Here is a 19,475-nt window from a genome sequence, read left to right as displayed (position 1 = left end):
AGAAAGAAATTTACATCTTCTCGAAAATTCCTGTCGCTTATTTTTCGCCAAGAAATAAAGCCCTTTGCAACTATTGACATAATGGCAGAGTATTGCCGTATTATTGATAAAGTAGCCAGCAAAAGGCCCGATATCGCAGCAAGGTGGAAAAGCCAAATTGCAAAGGTAATGACCATTATCGAAAAGAATGCGGCTGTGAATGTCTGCAGAGATCCTAAAGACAATATGTTTTTGGAATGTGCGATTGCCGCGAACGCCTACTATTTGGTGAGCGGTGATTCGGACCTGCTTGTGTTGGAGAAAATCAAGGATATTCCGATTATCACGGTGAATCAGTTTTTCGACGCCCACCCAGAATTTGACATCGCTGAAGGTTAGTTTCCGTTTTTGTCTTATTTTTGCTCATAAAGAGCCTCTATAAGATCACTTTCTGAATATACCTTTATTTATGCGGAATTAAACACCCGCGCGTCTTATTTTGAAAAAATGATGCTGAAAAATGCGACATTTTTTTTGCTTTTGATGGCGGGAGTTGCCGTTTTTGCGCTATTTGGGGCGTTTTTTTTGCCGAGCGAGGCCCTTGGCACGGGTTTTGCATCTAGAGAGCGGTAAAAATAAAAAGAAGGTTCATTTATGTCCGATTTTAGCAACGATGCAGAAAAAGTTTTGGCGAAGGCGCAGAGCCTGCGTGACCGTTGCTCGCATTCCTACTTGGGTGCGGCGCACTTGGCGGTGGGGCTTGTCGAAGGCCCGGATGCCACCTTGAAGAAACTGTATAAATCCAAAGGCGCGAAGACCAACGAACTCCGCGGCAAGCTGGAACCGTTCGTGCAGAAGATTCCGCGTATGGAAGGCGTGAACCCTGACGTGGAACCCGATAACGACTTGAACCGCATTTTGCGTGCCTCCGTGCAGGCGGCGCGTCAGGTGAACCGCATGGTGACTCCGGGCGACATGCTTGTGGCCTTGATGAAGTTCTCGGGCGACCGTGGCCTTGCGAAGGTTTTTGAAGATGCGCTCGGTAGCGTCGAGGTCGTGGAAACTTGGCTGTCGGACCCGTTTGCGGGTGCCGCGAATGCCGAGGAACAGTCTCCGCTGAAACTCTATGGCCGTGAACTCGTAGAAATGGCCGCCGACGGCAAGCTTTCGCCGGTGATTGGCCGTGAAGAGGAAATCCGCCGTGTCATCTTGATTTTGAGCCGTAAGACGAAAAACAACCCGTGCCTGGTTGGTGAACCCGGCGTGGGTAAGACCGCCATTGTGGAAGGGCTCGCCGAGCGTATTTACCGCGGCGACGTGCCTGACGCATTGAAGGGCAAGAAGTTGTTCGCACTGGATTTGTCTGCCTTGATGGCGGGTGCAAAATACCGTGGCGATTTTGAGGAACGTTTGAAAGCCGTGCTGGACGCCCTTGAAGAAGACGGCAACACGCTTTTGTTTATCGACGAAATCCACACCATCGTGGGTGCGGGCAAGACGGAAGGCTCCATGGACTTGGGCAACATGCTCAAGCCGAAACTCGCCCGTGGTGAACTGCACTGCATCGGTGCAACCACCACGCAGGAATACCGCAAGTACATTGAGAAGGATTCCGCCTTGGAACGCCGTTTTCAACCTGTGCAGGTTGACGAGCCCAGCGAAGAAGAATCGATTTCAATTCTCCGTGGCATCAAGGATGGCTTTGATGCGCACCATGGCGTGCGTCTGCACGATAACGCGCTTGTGGCGGCGGTGAAACTTTCGAACCGCTACATCAGTGACCGTTTCTTGCCGGACAAGGCTATTGACCTGATTGACGAGGCCGCAAGCCTTGTGAAGACGCAGATGGACACCGTGCCCGAAGCCTTGGACACCTTGCAGCGTAAGGAACTCCAGATGAAAATCGAGGAGCAGGCCTTGGCGAAGGAAACCGACGACACCAGCGTAAAGCGCCTGAAAGAATTGCGCGAAGAACTCGCGACGACCGATGCGGCTGTAAAGCTGATGCAGGACCGTTGGCAGGAGAGGCGTGCGAAAAACGCCGAGTTGCAGGGGCTTAAGAAATCCTTGCAGCAGGCGAAGGACGAGATGGAGCAGGCCGAAGCCCGCTACGACTTGAACCGCGCTGCCGAACTCAAGTACAACAAGATTGTGAACCTGGAACGTGAAATCGCCGCGAAGACGGAAGAAATCAAGAAGTCCGCAGGCGACGGCGACTTGAGCGAAGAGGTGACCGAAGAGACCATTGCCCTCGTGGTGAGCCGCTGGACCGGAATTCCGGTGACCAAGCTTTGCGAAGGCGAAAAGGCAAAGTTGTTGCACCTGGACGAACGCCTGCATGCCCGCGTGATTGGCCAGGACGAGGCCGTCGAGGCGGTTTCGGAAGCAATACTGCGTAACCGTAGTGGCTTAAGCCGCGAGAATGCGCCGATTGGCAGCTTCTTGTTCCTCGGCCCCACGGGTGTGGGCAAGACGGAACTTGCGAAGGCGCTTGCCGTGGAACTGTTCGACGACGAGAACGCGCTGGTGCGTATCGATATGAGCGAATACATGGAAAAGCATAGCGTGAGCCGCTTGATCGGTGCGCCTCCGGGATACGTGGGCTACGAAGAAGGCGGCCAGTTGACCGAAGCCGTGCGTACGCATCCGTATTGCGTGATTCTGCTGGACGAAATCGAGAAGGCTCACCCCGACGTGTTCAACACGCTGTTGCAGGTGCTTGACGACGGTCGACTGACCGACGGCAAGGGCCGTACGGTGAACTTCAAGAACACCTTGATTCTCATGACGTCAAACCTGGGTGCTGCTCACTTCCAGAACCGCGCGGGTGATGCAAAGCCCGTGACCTTGAAGGAAATCGAGCCGGAGCTCCGCAGCTTCTTCAGGCCGGAATTCCTGAACAGGCTGGACGAAGTGCTGGTGTTCCAGAGCTTGACGAAGCCGCAGATTCGTGACATCGTAAGGCTCAAATTCAAGGGACTCGCCGAACGCGCCGCCCGTCAGGATTTGCAGCTGACCCTGACCGACGCCGCTCTGGACGCCATTGCCGATGGTGCTTACCAGCCGGAATTCGGCGCGCGGCCGATTCAGCGTTACCTGGAAAGGAACGTGGAACGCCCGCTGAGCCACGCCATTCTCGCCGGTACCGTGAGTGCCGCAAAGCCCGTGGTCATTGACTACGACGGCGAGAAATTCGTAGTCAAGTAAGTCTTCATGATCCCTCCATCCTAAACGAAAAGTCCGCTTTTATAAGCGGGCTTTTTGCTTCTGAAAATCTTGGTTTTTATAGTGCTGCTATCACGTAGAGCGCTATGGTCCCGTTGTCGTTGTTCTTTTCTTGCAAGATTCCGATGTCGAAGTCGAGGCGGAACCGGATGAATCCGAAGGTAAGTTCAAATTTCGGGATAATGTCGACCATGAAGTCGTCGGTCAGGTTGCCGATGCTTCCGGACATGTTGATTTCGATAAAGGTGCGGAAATACTTGTTGAAGTAGAGTGTCGGGGTCATTCCCGCGGCGAACTTGACGTATCCGTTTTCTCCGGTGACACCTTCTAGGACGCCTGCGCGGATTTCGTAGAAGTTGGCAAAATTCTTGGATATGAATTGCTCGTTTCCGTAGGTGAGCACGATGGCCGTGCTGTTGTTTCGGTTGAGCCCGAAGAAACCGTCGAGTTCGAGGAAGTTGTTCTCGTTTATCAGGTATCGCCCGCCAATGTCGAGCGTGACGATGACTTCGTCGAACTTGTCCTTGCTGCGAACATTCAGCTTGCCGCCGATGTTCCATTCCTTGGAGAGTGCCGTGGTCAGGTTTACGGGGAAGAGGATGTTCGAACTGTAGTTGCTCACGGCTCCGACGCCGATTCCCCATCTCGGAGATGGTCTCGTGTCTGGCCCGAGCGTGTAGCGGATATCCCACATGGGATCGACAGCGTAAGCGCTAGTTGCAAGAGCTACGGCGATGAGGGCGAGGAGTCGTTTCATACGCCCTAAATTTAATAATCCTGCGACGATTTTCTATATTTGGGGGCGAATCAAGAGGTAATTATGGTCGAACCGCGTCCAGAACTTTCGAAATTGTCCGATTACGTTCCCGGAAAATCTATCGAGGAAATCCGCGAACGCTACGGATTGAAGCGTATTGTCAAACTTGCGTCCAACGAGAACCCGTTGGGAGCCTCCCCGAAAGCGGTCGAGGCTTTTCATGAGATTGCGGACAGCCTGCACCTCTACCCGCGTGGCGATGCGCCCAAGCTTATCGACGCCATCGCAAAAAAATACGGTGTGAAAACGTCCCAGATTGTCATAGGGAACGGTTCCGACGAGATTATCGACATGGTGGGCAAGGCTTTTATCCGCCAGGGCGACAACTGCGTGGGCATTACGCCGACGTTCTCTGTGTACAAGTTCACGACGCTTTCGAATGGCGCCGACTTTATCGGTGTGGGCGAGGGCGAGGTGCGTACGTCGCTTGACGACCTTGCAAAGAAAATCGACGGCAAGACTCGCGTGGTGTTTATCTGCAACCCGAATAACCCGACGGGTGCGTACTACACGGAAAAAGAAATTTGCGACTTTATGGGCAAGGTGCCGCAGGATGTGCTCGTGTTTTTGGACGAGGCCTACGCCGAATTTGCGACCGCAAGCGATTATCCGAATATGGCCGCCGCCCTTGATAGATTCCCGAACCTGTTTGTCAACCGCACCTTCAGCAAGATCTACGGGCTTGCCGGGCTCCGCGTGGGCTATGCCATGGGAAGTGTCGAGGTTGTCCGCGCCCTCTGGAAAATCAAGCCCCCGTTCGACGTGAACCAGGCGGCGCAGGTGGCGGCGATTGCGGCTCTCGGTGATACTGCGCATGTCGAGGCGACTTGCAAGATGAACGCCGAGGGCGTGGAATTGCTTACCCGCGAATTCGAAGCACTCGGATTCAAGGTCCTCCCGACACAGGCGAACTTCATTTGCGTGCGCATTGGCGAACGCGCGAAGGAACTGGTCACGTTTTTGGAAAGCAACGGCATGATTATTCGCGGGCTTACGAGCTTCGGCATGCCCGAACACGTGCGCGTCACGGTTGGAAAACCCGAAGAAAACGCTTTCCTCCTCACGCTCGTGAAAAAATGGTGCGAGGCGTAATATGGTCCGGGAATATAACGACCTGCTGCAGATTGCGCTCAAGACAGCGGAAATGGCCCAGGAGAATATCCTGAAGTATTTCCAGTCCGGCGTTGGAGTCGAGTGGAAAAAGGACAACACGCCGGTGACGGTCGCCGACAAGAGTACGGAAGAACTGGCCCGTGAATTCTGGGCGAAGGAGACTCCTGGCTTTGGCGTGATTGGCGAGGAATACGGAATCGAGAGCCCCGATGCAGAATACCAGTGGGTCATCGACCCGATTGACGGTACGAAAGCATTCGTGCATGGGGTTCCGCTGTTCGGGACGCTCATCGCGCTCTACAAGAAGAATGTCCCGGTGTGTTCGGTTATCCGCATCCCGGCGATGAATACGGCCGTGTGGGCGGTGAACGGCGGTGGCGCCTTCCTGGATGGCCGTCCGGTGCGTGTTTCTGGCGTTTCGCAGTTGAACGAGGCGCTCGTGCTTTCGGGTACGGTGAACACGATGGAATCCCAGGGCTATGGCGAAGGTTTCGCGAAGCTCCGCCGCGGGGCAAGGCTCCACCGCGGGTGGGGCGACTGCTACGGATATTACCTTGTGGCGGCGGGACGTGCCGAAGTGATGGTGGACCCGGTCGTTTCTCTCTGGGATATCGCGCCGTATCCGCTCCTTTTTGCAGAAGCGGGCGGAAAGTTCAGCACCATCGACGGCAAGACGGAACTTTTCGGTGAAGACGGCAAACCTGTGGCCCCGATTTATGAAGGGTTCTCTAGTGTCGCGACGAACGGGGCCCTGCATGGCGTGAGCCTCGACTGCATGAACTCCTAGCATTTTGTTTGCAGATAGTCCGCTTTCATTTCAGCATCGGTTCGACAATTACAGTATCCGCGGAAAACGTCACGAAGACGGTTCCGCTTGTCGCCGTGTTCAGGTAGGGAATGTGCAGGGAGTCGAGCCTTTCGATGACCTGTTTGCTCGGATGCCTGAACCTGTTTTTTCTCCCGCTCGAAATCAGCGCGAGTTGCGGCGCAACGGCGTCCAGGAATGGTGCACTGCTCGAAGTCTTGCTTCCGTGGTGTCCGAGTTTTAGGATGTCGCTTCGGATGTTGGCATCGGATGCGAGAATTTCCTTTTCGCCTGCGGCAGTCAGGTCGCCGGTGAGCATCGCCGAGTGCCCGAGCCCGTGCGCCCGAAGCGTGATGCTGCCCTGGTTTGCATCGCTACATTTGAGCCCTGCTGTCGATTTTGGGTTGGGATGGACCGCCTGGATTTCGAAATGGTGTTCCCTCCATGTGAATCCGCGGCCTATGTCGCGGATGGGAATTTCCCTGTCGGCAGCGGTGGCGATTGTCTTTTGCCAATCTGCCTTCGCTTCCGTGCGCGAACATTCGTTTATCCACAGTTCCTTGACAGGAAAGGTACGCAGGATGCTGGAGGCTCCGCCGAAATGGTCTAGGTCGGGATGCGTGATGACGAGCGCGTCGAGTCTTTGGATTCCCGAGTGACGCAGGAAGGGGACGATGACGTCTTTACCCATATCCCTCTTGCTTCTGTCTCCGGAATCGACGAGGATGTGCTTGCCGGAAGGCGTCGTGAGCAAAATGCTGTCGCCCTGGCCCACGTCGATAAGCGTGAGGTTCCAGGACGGATGCGAAATCTGCATGTAACCCTGGACGCAGAAGATGGCCGAAAACAGGAGCAGGCACAATAGTCCGAATTTCTTTGCAACCGCATTTTTGCGAATGGCGGGAAGGAGTGCAAAAAGGGCCCCCAGCAGCAGGAGGATGGCCGGGGAAAATGGACCGACGGTGATGGCGGCTCCCGACGAATCCGAAAGCAGGCGAGTGAGGAAACTTGCCATGCGCAAGAAGAATCCGGCTGCAGCGCAAAAGGTGTCGCACAGGGATTCGATTGGCGAAAGTAGCGCGAAAAGTCCGGCCTGCATGCCCCACGAGACGAGCGGTACGATGATGATGTTGCCGAGCCAGGCGAGCGGCGAAAGTGTCTTGAAATGGTGAATCAGGAACGGGGCGGTCGCAAGCGTCGCGCACAGGGTGACGTATGTCGGGGAGAGCACGTAGCCTTCGGTAAGTTTCCAGAGGCTGGATTTGCGGAGGCCTTCGGGGATGCTTTTGAAGGGGTTGCAGCTGTTGCCGAGCAGGATTCCCGCCGTGGCCGTTGCCGAAAGCTGGAATCCGGGGTTCCAGAGTTGCGACGGGTCGGGAAGCAGGATGAACAGTAGCGCGACGCCCAGGCTGTTGAACGTGTTGGCGGGCTTCCCGAACATGGTGCCGAGTTGTGGAATTGCAAACATCAGCACGGCGCGTTTAACGGCGGGGGAACCTCCCGTGACAGGGACATAGACGAACAGCAGCGCGATGGCGATGAGGTTCGCCACCTTGTGCGGCAGCCGTGTCGCTTTTAAAAAGACGCTCAGGATGCCGGCGAGTAGCACGACGTGGAATCCCGAAATGGCGAGAACATGGACAAGACCTGTTCGCTGGAAGTCGTTGCGGATGGCATCGGGGATTCCGCTTCGGTCTCCGGCGAGGAGCCCGAGCAAAAGTCCGGTTTCGGCGGGGTCGAGGTGTGCTTCGAAACGGCGCTTTATCCATTGGCGGAATGCGTAGAAGCTGCGCTCGGCGGTCCATTTCCCGTGCCAGGATGTCCAGTGCCTGAACTTGCCGTATGCGGCGAACCCTTGACTCCTGAGCCATTCGCGGGTGTCGAAAGCCCCGGGCACTGTCGGGGGCGTGACGGGGTACCACTGGGCCTCGAAACAGATGCTGTCTCCGGGTTCGGGGAGCGATTCGAACGCTCGTTTTTCAGTAATGCGCAATCGGTAGCCGCTGTCCGCCTTCACGATAAAGGCGGTCCCGCTAGGCCTCGGAAGGAGCGATTCGATGTTGCCGCAAGCTTTGGCCGGAATTTCGCTGGGTTCGTGGCCGGCATGCAGATGTTCGCGGTGGGCTTGCGCGGTATGGCTTACGCAACCGCAGACGAGCGTGAACAGGATGGCGCATTGGACACTCCTGTGGAATGTCCTCGCGACGACGGCTATGGGGATGAGCAGGAACGGCGCATAACCCGGAAAATCGAGGCTTGCGTATACGGCCATCAGGGTGAGTGCGCTGACGAGGGCCGGTTTTCCGGCCAATGGGGCGGCCAGTTCTTGCAGGCTGGCTAAAATAAGTGCATTTTTTCTTGTCTTTATGACCATCTTTTATCTACTTTTGGGTTAAAAGGATGTCTCTATCTATAAAAACGGTTGAAAACGGAAAATGAGCCAAAATCGATGAAAAAAATTTTCAGTTTGATTTTTCTCGTGAATTTGGTGATGTTGCTCGGGTGCTCCGAGGTCGACCCGGGCGAACCTGTCCTGCAACCGTCGTTCATGAGTCCATACGTCCTTTTCCCGAACGATCCTGCCATAAGCGATTCTGTGGCTGCATACCTGACTTCGGGGGCTGTCCTGAGCCTTCATCCGGGAGTCTCGTACACATTGTCTTTTGACAAGGATTCTTCGCTGGATGAAGCTCCTGTCTTGCAGCTCTTCAGGGTGGGGGGTGCGCTGGACGACCAGAGGTATTCCATAAGACATGTGAGGTCCTTAGATGCCGTCGAAAAGGATGGCCGCTACTACTATGATTTTGTCTGCGAGGAGAATGACAGGGCGAGATGGGTGACGACGCTAGCCCTGAATGGCGATTTTTATATGGGCAATGTGAAAAATGTGCGGCTCGACGCCGAAGGCCCGTATTCGAAAAACTTCTCCATCAACCTGATTGTCGTGGGTAAAGTGGTTTTCCCCGATTCCTCCATGACGGTTCAGGCTTTTGCCGATTCGATGCTCAAATCGTTCCGCAAGTTTTTCAAGGGAATCGGTATTGATACTTTGTATGTACGCTACGCCCATGAGCATCCGGATCTTGGAAAAAAATATCCGGCGGACGAACCCTGGCTTGCGGGAAGGTCGTCGGACGACCTGTTTGTTTCGGAACTCGGGGGCTGGCCCGAGAAAGAACTGAAAAAATCCCTGGACCTGGTCCTGGTGCACCGTATCGAGGCCGACCATGTGCTTGGGTACTCCTATTTGTACTCAGGAAACTTTGGCGGAGGAGAGGGCAGCACGGTCGTCATTGGCACCCGCGAGAAGACTCCCTACGGAGAATCGGAAGTCACGGTCGGGGAAATCCTTGAAACGGCTGTCCACGAATCGGGACATTTTCTCGGGCTGCGCCACACGACTTCGACTCGCAGCGATATGAGTGAGACGATGGATTACTCGGTGCTTGAAGACGGATTTACGGATACGCCGTTCTGTCGCGACTTGCTTTTGAGCGGGCTTCTCAAGAAGAACTCTGTTGGGCATTCGGATTTTGCCGTGCCCGCCTACCGCTTGGATTTGGCTGCGGCCGCGGATTTCAGCGTGACGGACTGTCCGGACCACCGTAACCTCATGTTCCCCAGCGTGACGGGCGAGGAATTCGAGGGCTTTTCCGAACAGCAACTGGAACATGTCCGCAAGAACCTGACGGTGTTCCCTCATTAGGCCGGTCAGTTTTTTGCTTGCTTTTGTGGTGCTTGTATGGCAGAAAAAAAACAATTTTCGGAAGATGTGCAGCTGATAGCCTTTGTGCTTCAGCAGGGTGCGGAATGGGATACGCGGGTAATCGAGATTCTGGAAGATGCCTGGGGCCCACTCCGTTACAGGGGCAAGCTCTTTGCATTCGACCAAACGGACTATTATGTGCCCGAAATGGGCGAAAATCTTTACCGTGGAGTGGTCTCGTTTGAAAAGTGCATCCCGCCGGAATCGATTGCCCTCGAAAAGGCCCGCAGCAATGCGCTGGAACTTGCGGCAGACGTCTCCTCGGCGTCTGGGGCGCGGCACGTGAACATCGACATCGGCTACATGGATTTGGACAAGGTCGTGCTTCCTAGCTACAAGCGCGGCCCCTACAAGCTCTATGCGGGGGAGGGGGTGTGGCTCGACATGCTATTGACCTATTCCAAGGGCGTTTTCCATCCGACAGCCTGGGCTTTTGAGGATTTTAGGCGCAATCCCTACCAGCACGACCTCCAGCTTATCCGTGAACGCTGGCGGAAAAGTGTCCGCGGATAACGGCGAATGCCAAAATCCGGTTCTGCATGTGTTTTTGATGCCGGAATCTTATTTTTCTGTGTCAACGTATATATATTTGCAATATATGCGAGTATCCAATAGACTTCCCCTCATGTCGGCTGCCTTGTGTGCCGCCTTTTTCTGGGCTTGCAATGACGAGCCTGATCCCAAAACCATGGCAAAGACCGATGCACCGGCCAAGGTCGAAACCGCGAAGCCGGAACATGCCAAGTTGAAAGCGAAGGTCCGCAAGTCACTGGGCGATGCGAACTTGCAGCGCAAGAGTGAAGGTGACTGGTCGCAACTGCGCATCGGGCAGTCGGTGATCGAGAAGGACCGCATCCGCACGGGAGCCGAATCCGAAGCTGTCTTGTCCGTGAGCGACGGTTCTTCGCTGTGGATTACGGAACTCTCCGAAGTGACGCTCGATGTGGAAATATTCGATTCCCTGAGCCGACAGGTCTCCATTGTAGTCAATAATGGTGGCGTGCACTTTGATGTGCAGAAACAGAAATCTGGAAATACGCTCATGTTCCGCACGGGAACGGCGACTGCAGCCATTCGCGGTACCGCCGGATTTGTTGGCGGGTACAACGGTCAGATGGTGGCCTCCCTGAAGGAAGGCAAGGTCGATGTTACCGGCGCGAACGGTGCGTCCGAGAACATTGTCGAAAACCAGACCGTGCTTGTGGACCAAAACGGCAGGGTGAAGAAACTGCAGTTGAGAAGTTCCGGTACGAGGGCCCTTTCGACGCAGCTTTCCAACGTGAACATCTTTGGCGACGGGATGATCGATTCCCTCGAACAGACCTTGAACGATTTCGACAAGGATTACTCGAAACGCGCGGACGCCTTTGAGAAGAAACTTCGCTTCCAGGCCTCCCCGCTCTCGCCTCAGGTGTTCTTCCCCAACGTGACCCTGCAGGCCCGCGTTAACCCTGGTGTCGTGGTGACGGTCCTCGGCGAATCGGATACGGTGGGTGCAAACGGCGTCTATCAGCGCACGTTCGAATGGGATGACGATGCTTACGGGACCAAACGCTTCCTTGCGACCTGTAGCGAAGGCGATGTGGAAATCCAGTGCTACATGTGGGTGACGGAGTACGTAGCTCCGGCTCCGGTCGAGGAACCTGCCCCGGCAGAAGAACCCGCTGCTGATACGGCTGCCGCTGAACCCGCTCCGGCTCCGGTGAAGGAACAGCCCAAGGCGGAATCCAAGAAGGAAAAACCGAAGGCCGAACCCAAGAAGGAAGAACCCAAGGTCGAACCCAAGAAGGAAGAGGCTCCTTCGGGCAGGGACCTCAAGAGCCTTACCTTGAAAATGGGCGCATCCGTCGAACGCAAGCATCTCGACTTGCCGAAGACGGAATACTCTACGGACCTGAAGTTCAGTCTCGGTGGCATCACCCGTTCGGACCTTTCCGAAATCAAGGAAATTGTCGTGACGCGCAAGGGCAAGGTTGTCAAGTCCTTCTCGGGTGCTGAACTCGATGGAATGGAATACGCCGTGCCCGTCACGATCGGTCTTAACAAGATTGCGAAGTTCGACATGAAGGTTGTCCTCAAGAACGGCAAGAGCATGCGCAAGACCAAGACTTACGAAGTCTACTGCGTGCGCGGAAACCACATGGGCAATGCTCGCAACTTCATCCAGTACAAGACTCCGGAAGAAGAATACGAGGCAGCCAAGGCTGGCCTTGAAAACGAATAGTAGGTTTAGGAACCTATAAAGGACAGATTATGAAGAAAAATGAAAAAGGTGTGCTCGGTCTCCGTCTGGGCTCTGTTCTTTGTGCCTTTGCGGTTGCCTTTGTGCTGGCGGGTTGCGCATCGAATCCCCCTGCGAAGGATGACGGCTCCGCGGCCGCCTCTGCAAGGAGCAAGGAAAATAGGGCCCAGGGCGAACTCTCTGCAAAAACGGCTGACGCTGCTGAGGCTGCCGACGACGATATCAAGGTTTCGACGGTGAGCTTCAAGGTCCGTCCTACGGTTCTTGTCGCTCCGGCGATGGGCGCAAAAATGGCAGGAAGCATTGACGTTATCCGCAAAAATCCGCTTGCGAAGACGGCGATGGAAGTCATCAATACCTATCTCACGAGCCGCGACTATACGGTCATGGGACTCGAAAGCCAGGCCCAGCTCGATGAAGTGGTGCAGCTCCAGTCCGATATTGCTGGCAACAACGAGGACCTTGCCTATGTGGCGGGCCTCTCTGTGGGAGCCGACATCAACATCACTTTTGCGGGTAGCATCCAGGAAGATTACATCGTGATTGACCTGAACGCAAGCGAAGCTTCCACGGCGAACCTCCTTGCTAGCGAATCCATGCGCCTCAAGGATAACGGCGAAAGCCAGCGCGTGCTTGTGCAGAAGGCCGTGCAGAGGGCTATCAAGAAACTCGAAAACAAGGTCCGCGACCGTCTCGCCGAAGAACTCGAGAAAGGTGTGCAGTACAAGGTGGTTGCGCATTTGACCGGGGACTTTACCGATGACCAAGCCGAAGAAATCTCGAACATCGTCTCCATCAAGATGAGGAAGAAATTCAACAAGATGCAGGTGATTTCGATGAGCAGAAACACCTATGACTTGCTAATCTATGTGGATCCGGACAAGTACGAAGATGCGCAGATGGTCTACGGCGAATTTGTCGAAAGCCTTGATGGACTCGCAAAGGTCCGCAAGCAGAACATCACGAAGAAACTGATTATCCTGGAAATCCAGTAATCCGGGAGCGGCATTATGAATAAACTATTTCTCGCCTCGCTGGTTGCTATGACGGCGTTCGCCTCGGCCGAGGTGCTGACATACACGGCGACTTCGAAAAAGTCGCAGAAGGAAGCTGACCAGCTTGCGTTGGAAGGACTTGCAAAGCAGCTGCGGACTAAGGTCTCCAGCGAATTTGAGACTACCGTGAAGGAAGATTCCAAGGGCAAGGTGACATCGACGGCCAAGGGCATGAAGAGCACCTCTACCAGCATGACGCTCAAGGGCGCGAAACTGACCCAGGGACCAAAGTCGAAGGGGGCGTTCCAGTCTACAGCGACCATCGATACCGACCTGATGGCATCGAAGATCCTCATGGACTTGAACTCCATCCGTGCTCAGATGAAGTCCAAGGACTCCATCATCCGCTTCGACATGGTGGACCGCGATTACCGCAAGATGGGCGTCGACATGGTCGCTCTCGAGAAACTTGCCGATTCCTATACCGAGCTCCTGGAAGACTTGAGCTGCGTGCAGAAGATTCCGAAGGAAATGAAGCTCGAGAGCACCCTTGGCGAACTGAAGGAATACCTTATCTCGGGCATGAGTAGCCTGAAGATTGAAACCGACCTCACAAGCGAAGCCCTGATGGTGACCGTGACGGATTTCGCGGGCCCAGTGAAGGGATTCCCCCTTGCATTGACCCAGGATAGCAGGGATATCGCGCACGAGAAAACGAACGATGAAGGCGAGGCCGTGTTCTCGCTTGCCCAAGTGAAGAAACTGCATCCGGCGGGCGAGGTGACGGTGCATGCCGACTTGAATTTCCGCTACGTCCGTGCTGCGGTCCTCCTTTCGCAGACTGTGCGCTACGATTCCGAGAAGGCCGCCTGCACCTACAGGCTAGTCTGCGACGGACCGGTGGAGGCTTGTGGCGCTCTCAAGAGTTTCTTGGCCGATGCGGGAATCACCCTCCTCGACAAGGAGTCGCTCCCGGCGCTCAATGCAAAGCTCCAGTTCACCGATAAGATGAATACGAGCAAGACCCTCTGCACGTCGCGCGGTACCGTGACGCTCGGTGCTTTTGAACAGCAGACGACTGAATCCGTCCAGGGTGTCGGCCGTGACGAGGGCATTGCGCAGGCGACCGCGGTGAAGAAACTCCCGGCGACCAAGCTGAACCAGATGTTCGGCAAGGCCTGTCAGAAAAAGTAGGCGCGAAGGAACGTATAGAGGAAGAGGCTGACGGCTGCGTCGGCCTCTTCTTTTTGTTGAGGTAAAAAAAGGGGCCCGGCCATGCGGCCGGGTCCTTTTCAAATGCGGATTCCGCTAGGAATTACTGCTTTTCGATTTCGGCATCGAGTTCAGCGTAAGCCTTGGTGGCAGCAGCGCGGATCTTGTTGGCGACAGCGTCGTCATAGGAACCGGCGGCCTGGAGGCTCTTGATGAGTTCTTCGACGAGGTTGGCGTCGAGGGTCATGATGCCGTAGATCTTGAAGTGGCCGTTCTCGTCGGTTTCAACCTGCACGTCGGTGAGGGTAGCACCGCTCATGTGGGTGTTTACGACAGTCTTGGAAGTGCTCTGGAAGTGTTCGGCAACCTGGTCGTTCACGTCTTCCTTGAAGTTCTTGATGAGAGCCTTGGTCTGGGCGTCGATTTCCTTGGCGAGGTCGACACGGGCGTTCTGATCGGCCTTTTCCATGGCAATCTGTTCGTCGGTGGAAACACCGATACCCATACCGGCAGGCACGTGGTCCTTCAGGTATTTCTTCTTGAGCATCTGCATTTCGATGAGCTTGCTGGCAGACTTTTCCTGCGGGGTCGAGCTACAACCGATCATGAGGAATGCTGCGAGTGCGGCAACGATCAACTTCTTCATAGTAAACTCCTTGTTGTTGTTTTTCCCAAAATGGGATGATATGAAGTCTGTAAACAAAAATATCTTAAAGAAACAAGAAAGTCAAGTCAAATTCGGTATTTCTTACAAAAAAGTGATTTAATGTGATTTTTGAGGGACAAGAGGCTTTTTGGCATGGTTTTAGATGTGATAAATTAAACATCCAAGGGCGATTATGGCGGCAGTCCTTGCCCTGAGGCGGGTGTTTCCCAAATTCAGGAGGTGCGTCTTGCCCTGTTGGTAAGATTTGACGGCCCCGATTTCCCGGGGGGAAAATCCGCCTTCGGGACCTATGAGGAGGGTTGTCCTACGGTCTAGGACGGGTGCTTTGCGTTCGCCATCGATGTCGCAGAGGACGAGGTCCCCGCCTTCGCTTTCGAGCCAGCGGTCAAATTCGATGGGACCCTCGATTCGGGTCAGCCATGGTTTTTTCGACTGCTTGAGGCTGACCAGGCTCTTGAGTTCGGCGCGGCGGATTAGCTTGTGCAGGTCGGAGTTCTTCGGCTCCTGCGAAAAGTCAGTGCGCAAGAAATAGATAGTGTCAATTTCTGTCTGTGCCGCGTGAAATACGACTTCTTCTAGCGCGTCGTCCTTGAGGCATGCGATGGCGAGGTTCAGCTTGGGGCGCTCGTCCGATACGGTTTCGAACCTGTCGATGCGGACTTCACAGGCCTTCGGATCGGCCTTGACGATTGTCGCATCGGCAAAATGCCCGAGCCCATCGCAGAGTTCGAGAGTGTCGCCGACGGTGGCGCGGCAAACGCGGACTGCGTGCCCGCTTTCGTTTTCGTCGAGGGTGAATTCGCCCACGTCAATTCGCGGACAGTAGAAACGGCTGTCGGGAGTCTTCATGGCGTAGAATATAAAACTTTTTGCGGGTGTTTGCTACATTTACCGCATCGTGGAACACAAACCGGTAAAGGCAGTCGTATTTGATCTGGATGGCACGCTCTACTTGAGCGGGCGTCCTTACCCAGGTGCTGTCGAGACGGTGAAACGCGTGGCAGCCCGCGTGCCGGTCTATTACCTGAGCAACAACACGAGCAAGTCGCCTGTATTTTACGAGAATCGCCTCCATGTGATGGGACTTCCGCTGCGTGACGATTCCATCATCTCTGCGCTCTACCTCTCGCTCGAAGCGATTCACGAAAAGGGAATCAGGAACGTGTTCTTCTTTGCGAATCCCGAAGTGCATGAATGGTTCGCGGCGCAGGATCCGAGCCTGAATCTTTGCCCGTCGGTAAAAGAGACCGAACTCGTGCTCGTCGCCTATCACAACAGTTTTGACTACCGCGAACTCTGCGAACTCAGTTTCCGCGTCCAGCGCGGGATCCCGTTCTGGGTGACGCATACGGATTTCGTGTGCCCCGATGCAAACGGGCCCGTGCCCGATATCGGAAGCTTCATGGCGCTTCTCAAGACGGCCTATGGCGTGGAACCGGAACGCAGTTTCGGAAAGCCGAATCCTGCGATGCTTGCGGGCGTACTCAAAAAATACGAACCCGAAGAGATCCTCTTTGTGGGCGACCGCCTCTATACCGACTTCGAACTTGCGAAGCGCAGCGGATGCAGGTTCGTGCTTCCGCTCTGTGGCGAAACCAAGCGCGAAGATGTAGAAAAACTCGAGACCAAGCCCGAGTTTATAGTTGAAAGCGTCCGCGATATTGACTTCGACGCCTTTTTCGAAGGTCGTGCCTAGACTGGCCTTGGCTAGGCTTTTTTGCGACGGATAAGAACCAGCACCCCGATAGCGACGAGGAACAGCGCCGCGACCGCGCTCACCTTGATGCAGGCGTGCAACGGACGGCTCCGGTATTCCATGCGGACTTCGGATTTGCCCTTCGGAATTTCGACGGCGCGTAACGTGCCGAACGCCTTGTAGACCTTCGCGGGCTTGCCGTTCACGGTCGCGTTCCAGTAGGGGTGGTAGTTGCCTGCGACGACCATGAAGCCGGCGCGGTCGCTTTCTACCTGGAATACCTGCGTGTCCATCTTGGGGCTTGCGATAAGCTTCGCGTGCCCGTTCGCGACTCCGCCTTCGCCTTCGTGTTCGGGCTTTTCGGAGAGGATGACCGTTTCGCGGTAGTAGAAGCTGTCATCTTCGGGTTCTGCGGCTGGAGAGACCTCCGCGGCAGCTTCTGCTGTCGTGGAATCGACTGTGGCTGTCGAGTCTGTTGCTTCGGCAGGGGCGCTCTCTTCGGCCTTGGGCTTACGGATGGCTGCTTTTTCGCGCAAGGTCTTGATGGCGCTTGCATCGTCCATCGTCACGGACTGGCCATAGATGTAGGCTTCGCCCATGGCCGTGGAAATCGGCATGTAGGTGGTGCCCTGGCGCGTGTCGAAGACGATTGCTCCCACGTTCATGAGGTCGAGAAACGGGTGTGCCGCATCGGGGTCGTTAATGTTCTGGAGGTAGTTGGCGTTCTGCTGGCCGCCGCGGAATTCGCGGTAGGAGGCAAGCTCGTTGTCGTGGAAGCCGTCGGCGTTACGCAGGTGGTATTGCGGGAATGCGTTTGCACCGAGCGACGGCTGGCGCGATAGCGAAAGCACGCGCGGTGTGTTGAGCGAATCGGCCTTGTAGGGAGCCTTGATGGCGGCGACCACGGCGTTGTTCGGCTGGAGGTACTGAGCCGCGGGAACGTTCTGGATGAAGGCTCCGTTGATGAAGAACAGCTCGATGGCGGCGACGACGGCGAAGATGCACGCCTTCGCGACGGTGGATCCCTTCCAGAAGAAGAGGAAGAGTGCAACGACGATGGTCGCGAGCGCGAGCACGAAGCTCGGGATGATCTTCGCGGCGGTCGCTTGCATGATAATTTCGTTCAGCGGCTTGAAGTAGGGCGCCGTGATCGGGTCTGCGAGCAGGTCCTGTCCGCTCATGAGGAATGCACCGATGGCGGTGAAGCCGAGGACGAAGCAAGCCTGTGCCACACGGCTTGTGATGCTACCCTTGTCCTTGAAGGCAGTCTTGTAGGCGTCGATGAAACTTTCGAAGCTGAGCGCCTTGCCCTGGTCGTCTACCTTCATGATTCCGATGCAGACAAGCGCATAGGCGATGCAGGCGACAAGCCCGAACGGTCCGATGAAGAGCGTCCAGTTGTAGCGTGCGATGACGGTGAGCAAAAGCAGGACGATGAACATGGCGGCGCCGTGCTTGAGCGCGCGGAGGTTCCTTGCCGCATCTTCTCCCTTGTCGCTGATGGCGCGGAGCACGGGCCCTGCCATCATCACGAGCAGCAGCGGAAGCCAGAACAGTGCCATGCCGGGCGCGCGGAAGTTCTTGACGCCGGGGAGGATGGCGTACCAGAGCTTGAACAGCGGGGAATGTGCTCCCATGCCGTAGCTGAGGGCGACGACCATGCCCATGGCCCAGAATGTTGCCCAGCGGCGCTTGCCGGGCAAGAAGAGGCAGAGGAATCCGAGGAAGGTGAGGAGAGTGCCCGCGCTGTTGTGGTCGAGCTTGAAGCTGTTGTGGCCCCAGTAGAACGGGGAGCCTCCGGGCATCTTCTGCAGTTCGCCCCTCGAATACGAGATGAAAGAGCTGCCGACGATATCGCCAGACTTGGGATCCTGTTCGTACACGTCCACGCCGATGAACCCGGGGAGAATCATCTGCGCGAGTTCTTCCTGGTGCAGGCTCCAGCTGACGGCGTGGCCCATGTTGGTATGGTCGCCTTCGCCGCGCACGGATTGCGTGGTGGTGTACAGGTAGGGCGGCACCAGCTGGAAGCAGGCGAGCGCAAGCCCGAAAGCAAGGCCTGCGGCGGCAAGCCCGATGCGCTTGCCGCGCGTCTTGAACGTGTTGCAGTGGAAGGCGGCCTCATAAAGCGTGTAGAACCCGGCTCCCCACAGGAAGAGGTAGGTGAGCTGCAGGTGGCTTCCGAGAATCATCCACGCGATGGCAAGCGCAAGCACGATAAGGTAGGGGAGGCTTCCGTTGCGGACAACCTTCCGGATGGCGAGGAGGGCGAGCGGGGCGATGGCGAAAACCATCATCTTTCCGTCGTGGCCGCCGTAGATGTAGGTGAAGTATTCCGGCGAGAAGGCGTAGAGGAACCCGAGGAGGGCGGCCCACCAGCGGTTGCCCGTGAGGTTCCAGGCCAAAAGCATGGCGCTCATGAAGGCGACCCACACGGTGAGGATGAACTTGAAGCCCACGGCGCGTGCCGGGTCCATCAGGAACTGCGTCCATACGAGCGGGTGGTAGGCGTCGGCGAACAGCGCATCGATGGTGGGAACCCCTCCCAGGCGGCTGTCGTCCCATTCGGTGACGATTGGGTTTTCGGCACGCAATATGCGGCTGCCGATGCCATTCAGCTGGTCGCTGTTGAGCATCAGCTGCGAGTCGTCAAAGACGAATCCGCGGAAAACGATGAAGAGAATGGCTATGAAGAGCGCGGCTGCTGTCGCAAAGAAAATGGGCTTTTTGTTCAAAAGATTCATGCTGGGAAATATAAAAATACCGCGGGCGAGTATGCCTTGCGGTATGGCGAAAAACGTCGAACCCGCGGTCCGACAGCGTTGTGCGCGTTTTGGCTAGTCGGCGGTGTTTTCGTCGACCTTGTTGTACTTGATGAGGCTGTAGATGCCGAACGCAGAAATCACGCATACGGCGACAAATACGACAATCTTGATGAGTTTTCCCATAGTGGCTTCC

The 19,475-nt window shown here is 55.7% G+C and carries 16 protein-coding genes; 11 read left to right on the top strand and 5 right to left on the bottom strand.

The features are described 5' to 3' along the window. The 3 genes from B4B27_RS05260 to B4B27_RS05250 form a co-directional block, all read left to right on the top strand. Positions 1–378, top strand: a 378-nt coding sequence (locus tag B4B27_RS05260; RefSeq protein WP_290724375.1) for a putative toxin-antitoxin system toxin component, PIN family, incomplete at its 5' end; no start/stop codon positions are given. 108 nt (positions 379–486) lie between these two features. Further along, entirely contained in the window at positions 487–612 is a 126-nt protein-coding gene (locus tag B4B27_RS05255; protein ID WP_290724373.1) for a hypothetical protein, read from the top strand. Between the two features lie 21 nt (positions 613–633). Then, positions 634–3,186: an ATP-dependent Clp protease ATP-binding subunit gene (locus tag B4B27_RS05250; protein ID WP_290724371.1), complete on the top strand. Its 2,553-nt coding sequence runs from the start codon at positions 634–636 to the stop codon at positions 3,184–3,186. 76 nt (positions 3,187–3,262) lie between these two features. Here the strand turns inward: B4B27_RS05250 and B4B27_RS05245 are convergent, their stop codons facing one another. Further along, on the bottom strand, positions 3,263–3,961 hold the full coding sequence (locus B4B27_RS05245; RefSeq protein WP_173381556.1) for a hypothetical protein: 699 nt from the start codon (positions 3,959–3,961) through the stop codon (positions 3,263–3,265). A gap of 63 nt (positions 3,962–4,024) precedes the next feature. Here B4B27_RS05245 and hisC point away from each other — a divergent pair, with 63 nt between their 5' ends. Beyond that, positions 4,025–5,113 (top strand): histidinol-phosphate transaminase, encoded by a 1,089-nt coding sequence (gene hisC, locus B4B27_RS05240; protein ID WP_290724368.1) that lies wholly within the window; start codon positions 4,025–4,027, stop codon positions 5,111–5,113. 1 nt (position 5,114) lies between these two features. Then, positions 5,115–5,921: a histidinol-phosphatase gene (gene hisN / locus B4B27_RS05235; protein WP_173381558.1), complete on the top strand. Its 807-nt coding sequence runs from the start codon at positions 5,115–5,117 to the stop codon at positions 5,919–5,921. 25 nt (positions 5,922–5,946) lie between these two features. On the opposite strand, the gene B4B27_RS05230 is transcribed toward hisN, so the two are convergent. Then, on the bottom strand, positions 5,947–8,250 hold the full coding sequence (locus B4B27_RS05230; RefSeq protein WP_290724365.1) for a DNA internalization-related competence protein ComEC/Rec2: 2,304 nt from the start codon (positions 8,248–8,250) through the stop codon (positions 5,947–5,949). A gap of 156 nt (positions 8,251–8,406) precedes the next feature. Between B4B27_RS05230 and B4B27_RS05225 the strand changes: the two genes are divergently transcribed. The 5 genes from B4B27_RS05225 (at position 8,407) to B4B27_RS05205 (ending at position 14,136) form a co-directional block, all read left to right on the top strand. Next, on the top strand, positions 8,407–9,645 hold the full coding sequence (locus B4B27_RS05225) for a hypothetical protein (protein WP_290724363.1): 1,239 nt from the start codon (positions 8,407–8,409) through the stop codon (positions 9,643–9,645). Positions 9,646–9,681: 36 nt separating this feature from the next. After that, on the top strand, positions 9,682–10,218 hold the full coding sequence (locus B4B27_RS05220) for a DUF4416 family protein (RefSeq protein ID WP_173381561.1): 537 nt from the start codon (positions 9,682–9,684) through the stop codon (positions 10,216–10,218). Positions 10,219–10,393: 175 nt separating this feature from the next. Beyond that, entirely contained in the window at positions 10,394–11,929 is a 1,536-nt protein-coding gene (locus B4B27_RS05215; RefSeq protein ID WP_290724360.1) for a FecR family protein, read from the top strand. 29 nt (positions 11,930–11,958) lie between these two features. Further along, on the top strand, positions 11,959–12,942 hold the full coding sequence (locus B4B27_RS05210) for a DUF6175 family protein (protein ID WP_173381563.1): 984 nt from the start codon (positions 11,959–11,961) through the stop codon (positions 12,940–12,942). Positions 12,943–12,957: 15 nt separating this feature from the next. Then, complete coding sequence (locus tag B4B27_RS05205) at positions 12,958–14,136, top strand: hypothetical protein (RefSeq protein ID WP_290724357.1); 1,179 nt, start codon at positions 12,958–12,960, stop codon at positions 14,134–14,136. A 121-nt stretch (positions 14,137–14,257) separates the two neighbouring features. On the opposite strand, the gene B4B27_RS05200 is transcribed toward B4B27_RS05205, so the two are convergent. Together B4B27_RS05200 and B4B27_RS05195 are read right to left on the bottom strand one after the other, a co-directional pair. Continuing rightward, entirely contained in the window at positions 14,258–14,800 is a 543-nt protein-coding gene (locus B4B27_RS05200) for an LPP20 family lipoprotein (protein WP_173365842.1), read from the bottom strand. Between the two features lie 159 nt (positions 14,801–14,959). Then, positions 14,960–15,670 (bottom strand): RsmE family RNA methyltransferase, encoded by a 711-nt coding sequence (locus B4B27_RS05195; RefSeq protein ID WP_290724355.1) that lies wholly within the window; start codon positions 15,668–15,670, stop codon positions 14,960–14,962. Between the two features lie 49 nt (positions 15,671–15,719). On the opposite strand from B4B27_RS05195, the gene B4B27_RS05190 reads away from it, so the two are divergent. Further along, on the top strand, positions 15,720–16,517 hold the full coding sequence (locus tag B4B27_RS05190; RefSeq protein ID WP_290724353.1) for an HAD-IIA family hydrolase: 798 nt from the start codon (positions 15,720–15,722) through the stop codon (positions 16,515–16,517). An 11-nt stretch (positions 16,518–16,528) separates the two neighbouring features. Here the strand turns inward: B4B27_RS05190 and B4B27_RS05185 are convergent, their stop codons facing one another. Continuing rightward, a complete protein-coding gene (locus B4B27_RS05185; RefSeq protein ID WP_290724351.1) occupies positions 16,529–19,261 on the bottom strand; it encodes a hypothetical protein in 2,733 nt (910 codons plus the stop codon). Positions 19,262–19,475: the final 214 nt, after the last annotated feature.

The organism is Fibrobacter sp. UBA2449 (assembly GCF_002342555.1).
Taxonomy (GTDB): Bacteria; Fibrobacterota; Fibrobacteria; order Fibrobacterales; family Fibrobacteraceae; genus Fibrobacter.
The sequence above is the reverse complement of the archived record's forward strand: the minus strand, read 5'-3'. Positions and strand labels throughout refer to the sequence as shown.

Excerpts from the sequence above, each read along its gene's own strand:
- B4B27_RS05255 (WP_290724373.1), top strand. The coding sequence starts at position 487 with ATGATGCTGAAAAATGCGACATTTTTTTTGCTTTTGATGGCGGGAGTT.
- B4B27_RS05250 (WP_290724371.1), top strand. The coding sequence starts at position 634 with ATGTCCGATTTTAGCAACGATGCAGAAAAAGTTTTGGCGAAGGCGCAG.
- B4B27_RS05245 (WP_173381556.1), bottom strand. The coding sequence starts at position 3,961 with ATGAAACGACTCCTCGCCCTCATCGCCGTAGCTCTTGCAACTAGCGCT.
- hisC (WP_290724368.1), top strand. The coding sequence starts at position 4,025 with ATGGTCGAACCGCGTCCAGAACTTTCGAAATTGTCCGATTACGTTCCC.
- hisN (WP_173381558.1), top strand. The coding sequence starts at position 5,115 with ATGGTCCGGGAATATAACGACCTGCTGCAGATTGCGCTCAAGACAGCG.
- B4B27_RS05220 (WP_173381561.1), top strand. The coding sequence starts at position 9,682 with ATGGCAGAAAAAAAACAATTTTCGGAAGATGTGCAGCTGATAGCCTTT.
- B4B27_RS05215 (WP_290724360.1), top strand. The coding sequence starts at position 10,394 with ATGGCAAAGACCGATGCACCGGCCAAGGTCGAAACCGCGAAGCCGGAA.
- B4B27_RS05210 (WP_173381563.1), top strand. The coding sequence starts at position 11,959 with ATGAAGAAAAATGAAAAAGGTGTGCTCGGTCTCCGTCTGGGCTCTGTT.
- B4B27_RS05205 (WP_290724357.1), top strand. The coding sequence starts at position 12,958 with ATGAATAAACTATTTCTCGCCTCGCTGGTTGCTATGACGGCGTTCGCC.
- B4B27_RS05200 (WP_173365842.1), bottom strand. The coding sequence starts at position 14,800 with ATGAAGAAGTTGATCGTTGCCGCACTCGCAGCATTCCTCATGATCGGT.
- B4B27_RS05195 (WP_290724355.1), bottom strand. The coding sequence starts at position 15,670 with ATGAAGACTCCCGACAGCCGTTTCTACTGTCCGCGAATTGACGTGGGC.
- B4B27_RS05185 (WP_290724351.1), bottom strand. The coding sequence starts at position 19,261 with ATGAATCTTTTGAACAAAAAGCCCATTTTCTTTGCGACAGCAGCCGCG.